This is a genomic window from Pseudomonas sp. ME-P-057, from assembly GCF_030208975.1.
Classification (GTDB): Bacteria; Pseudomonadota; Gammaproteobacteria; order Pseudomonadales; family Pseudomonadaceae; genus Aquipseudomonas; species Aquipseudomonas lutea.
Genome location: NZ_JARVSX010000006.1, coordinates 1 through 3,598, shown reverse-complemented (window position 1 = coordinate 3,598; position 3,598 = coordinate 1). Strand labels below are relative to the sequence as shown.

The 3,598-nt window shown below is 55.4% G+C and carries 2 protein-coding genes and 1 pseudogene; all 3 read left to right on the top strand.

The features are described 5' to 3' along the window. Positions 1 to 2,615: DUF637 domain-containing protein (locus QRN48_RS03320; RefSeq protein ID WP_285348880.1), on the top strand; the 2,615-nt coding region annotated here is incomplete at its 5' end. Further along, the gene (locus tag QRN48_RS03315; protein WP_191946135.1) at positions 2,612 to 2,845 is read left to right on the top strand and encodes a hypothetical protein; all 234 of its coding nucleotides are present in this window, start codon (positions 2,612 to 2,614) and stop codon (positions 2,843 to 2,845) included. The genes QRN48_RS03320 and QRN48_RS03315, both read left to right, overlap by 4 nt. A 445-nt stretch (positions 2,846 to 3,290) precedes the next feature. After that, a pseudogene (locus tag QRN48_RS25255) lies at positions 3,291 to 3,598 on the top strand (hypothetical protein); the annotation flags it as partial.

The window sequence follows — 3,598 nt, the reverse complement described above, 5'->3', positions numbered from 1 at the left end:
TGAGCGTTTCGGCTGGCCGAGACATCAACAACATCGGCAGCGCGCTCCAGAGCGGGCGCGACATGGCGCTGAACGCTGGAAGAGACGTCAACACCGCTTCGACCCAGCTGACCGACAGCCTCGTGCTGAATCGCAAACACACCAGCAGCGACATCACCCAGATCGGCTCGACGGTCAGCGCAGGCCGCGACCTCTCGGTTCAGGCCGGGCGAGACATCAACGCCATCGCCAGCCAGATCGACGCCAAACGCGACATCGCCATGGCTGCCACCGAAGACGTCACCATCAGCTCGGCGGCGGATGAGGAGCATTCGTACAGCAAGAGCAAGAAGGTCAAAAAGCAGGAAGACCACGTCAGCCAGGTCCAGACCGAGATTACGGCGGGCGGTAGCGTGGCTGTGAGTGCCGGGCAAAACCTGGCCGTCACCTCCAGCCGCATCGCCGCCAACGACGAGGCGTACCTGGCTGCAGGCAACAAACTCGAAATCCTGGCCGCGCAGGACAACGATTACTCGCTGTACGACATGAAGAAAAAAGGCTCCTTCGGCGCCAAGAAAACCAAGCACGACGAAGTCACGCAAGTCACCAACATCAGCAGTGAAATCAGCTCTGGTGGAAACATGGTGCTGGTGAGCGGCGGCGATCAAACCTATCAGGTCGCCAAACTCAACAGCGGTAAAGACCTGACGATCAACAGCGGCGGCGCGATCAACTTCGAGGGCGTTAAAGACCTGCATCAGGAGAATCATTCCAAGAGTAATAGCAATGCCGCCTGGAACTCGATGTCCGGCAAAGGCAGCACCAATGAAATCCTGCGCCAAAGTGAACTGACCGCAAAAGGAAATCTGGTCATCAACGCAGTTGGTGGTTTGAATATCGACGTCAAGCAGGTGAACCAGCAAACCGTTAGTCAAGCCATTGATGCGATGGTTAAGGCCGATCCTGATCTGGCATGGCTGAAGGATGCCGAGAAGCGGGGTGATGTCGACTGGCATTTGGTGCAGGAGATACATCAATCATTTAAGTACAGCAACTCGGGATTAGGTGTCGCGGCGCAACTAGCGATAGCTATCTTCATGGCTGCCATCGTCGGTCCTGCAGCAGCCGCATTTGCTGGTGGCGGTACCGCCGGCGCCATGGCTGGGGCAGTGGCCGCGAGTGCCGCCACAAATGCGTCCGTGAGTACTATCAATAATGGCGGCAACCTTGGTGCGGTCTTTAAAGACGTCACCTCGTCCAGTGCGGTTAAGGGTTACTTAACCTCTGCAGCAACCGCTGGCGTGGCTTCGCAGCTTGGCTATGACCCTACGAAGTTGAACTTCGATCTTGCCAGTGCCCAAAAAGTGGCAATGAACGTAATCGCCCAGTCATTCGTGAAAACTGTGATCAATGGCGGAAGCCTGACTGACAGCCTTGGCGAAGGCGCATTGAGTGCAGTCATTGATATTGCCGGCGCCATGGGCGCGCAGCGCCTGGGAAGCACAACGCTCGCGGACGGAAGCCCGACCAAAATTGCTGCGCACGCTTTGCTGGGCGGATTGAAGTCGATGGCAATGGGTGGCGATTTCCAAACTGGCGCAATCGCTGGTGGCGCGACAGAAGGATTAGTGCAGTATTTGGCTAAATTGGCACTCCCGGAAGGATATGACCCGGCCAGTCCGGCATCGGCCCAGGCGCAGGCGAACTTGGTCGCCATGACTCAGTTGGTTGCTGTGTTAACGACGGTGGTCACGGGAGGCGATCCTGAGATCGCCGCAAATATTGCGGCCAACGCAACGCAATATAACTACCTCACGCACAGTGATTTAGAGAGAGCTGCCAACTCACTCAACGTGTGCGCCGAGGGTGATGCCGGATGCGTCGAAAAAGCTCAGCAAACCTTCAGGGATTTAAGTCGCGATCGCGAGATCGCGGCTATTAACGAGTGCGCAGCGGATATCACCGCTTGCAAAACGTCCTCGAGTCTGGCGGCAGCGGCTCAAGCCGACCAGGAACACCTCAAAGACTTGGTAGGTGGAGCCTCCCAACAAGCCCAAGTGGCTTATGGACGCTTGGTAGCGGAAAACTTTGAGTTCCAGAATATGTTGGCCGGTATCACAGCAGGCCAGTCTGCCGATGCGATAGCCCAGACCCTTCAGGATAAGTGGGAGATGAGCGACGCGCAGATGGTTGGCATCCGCGAATCGTTGCGTGCAATCTCGTCGATGGGCATGATGGGAAGAAGCCGGCCTGCAGGTGGTGCAAAAGCTACTGCTACAACGGGAGAAGCTGTAGCTACTGAAGCCACAAGTGCAAATGCCCAAGCTGCATTGAGAGCGAAACTATCAGGACTACAAAAAGCTCAAGAAACAGCAGCGGTCACTAGAACACTGCCTGATGGCCGTATTCGTTACTACACACAAGAGGTTCCTGCAAGGACAGAAGGACCTACTCGGGGTGCTTCTTTCGCCACGGAGTTTGATCCTAAAACGGGCAGTACGAGGCAATGGATGGAAAGCTACGACCATGCAGGAGAAGTAATCCGTGTCCACCCGAAAAGTATTAATGGGCAGCCGGTTGATGCTCAGCACTACCCTCCGACCGGAGCAGAGCTAAAGAGTTGGGAGCAGCAATGAGCATGGGAGACATAGTGGCTGACAGACTTGAAAGAGTAGTAGTTGCTGATGGATTTAATATTTTTAAAATATCAAAAGAGGCACTTGATATTTACCAGGATCCAAATATTTCTCTCGCAAAAGATTTAGACATTGCGTTGGTGTCACTAATGGCGATGGTCGAAGGGCCAGAGTTTGAGATGACAGAAAAAGAATTTTATGATTTTTTATCTGATATTCGACACATGTAGTTTTTAATATGCCCAACTTGATCAGGCGCTGTCGACACCGGCCTTGCGCCGGTGTTTTGCACCCTATTTGCACCCTTTTGCCGCCTTCCTGCACCCATCCTGTAGTCTTCTTGTACTCAAGCTGTACTCTTTGTGCAGTCCTCTTGTCTCACAGCCTGACGACCTGCGGTCTACCTGCACAATTCGCCCTTTTCAGCATAATTTTCGCTCCGTAACGGGAGCAAAATCTCGTTAAAAGGGACGCGCTCTTTCAAGTATTCAACCTTTCCACACCCGGCGATTCAGGCAACGGCGGATCCTCGGTTCCAAGTCACCAGGCCGGCATTGGCGGCATTGCAGCCGTCGACCAGGTCGCAGGTATCGCAAGTGTCACAGGCGTCGGAGGTGTAGCAGGCGTTATGCCTCCTCAGAAACTCGGGGCTCTACAGGCACTGCCGGCACCGGCGCAAGCGCCATCGCAACAAGCCATTCCGCGACCGCACAAACCGTCGCCCGAGTTCAGGGCCTGCCGTCCACCGCAGCCACGCCCAACACCGGCAAATACCTGATCGAAACCAACCCGGTGCTCACCGACCTCAAGCAGTTCATGAGCTCGGACTACCTGCTCGCGGGCCTCGGCTACAACCCCGACGAAAGCGCCAAGCGCCTGGGCGATGGCCTCTACGAACAGCGTCTGGTGCAACAAGCCGTCACCTCGCGTACCGGCCAGGCGTTCATCGACGGACAGACCTCCAACGAGGATCAGTTCAAGTA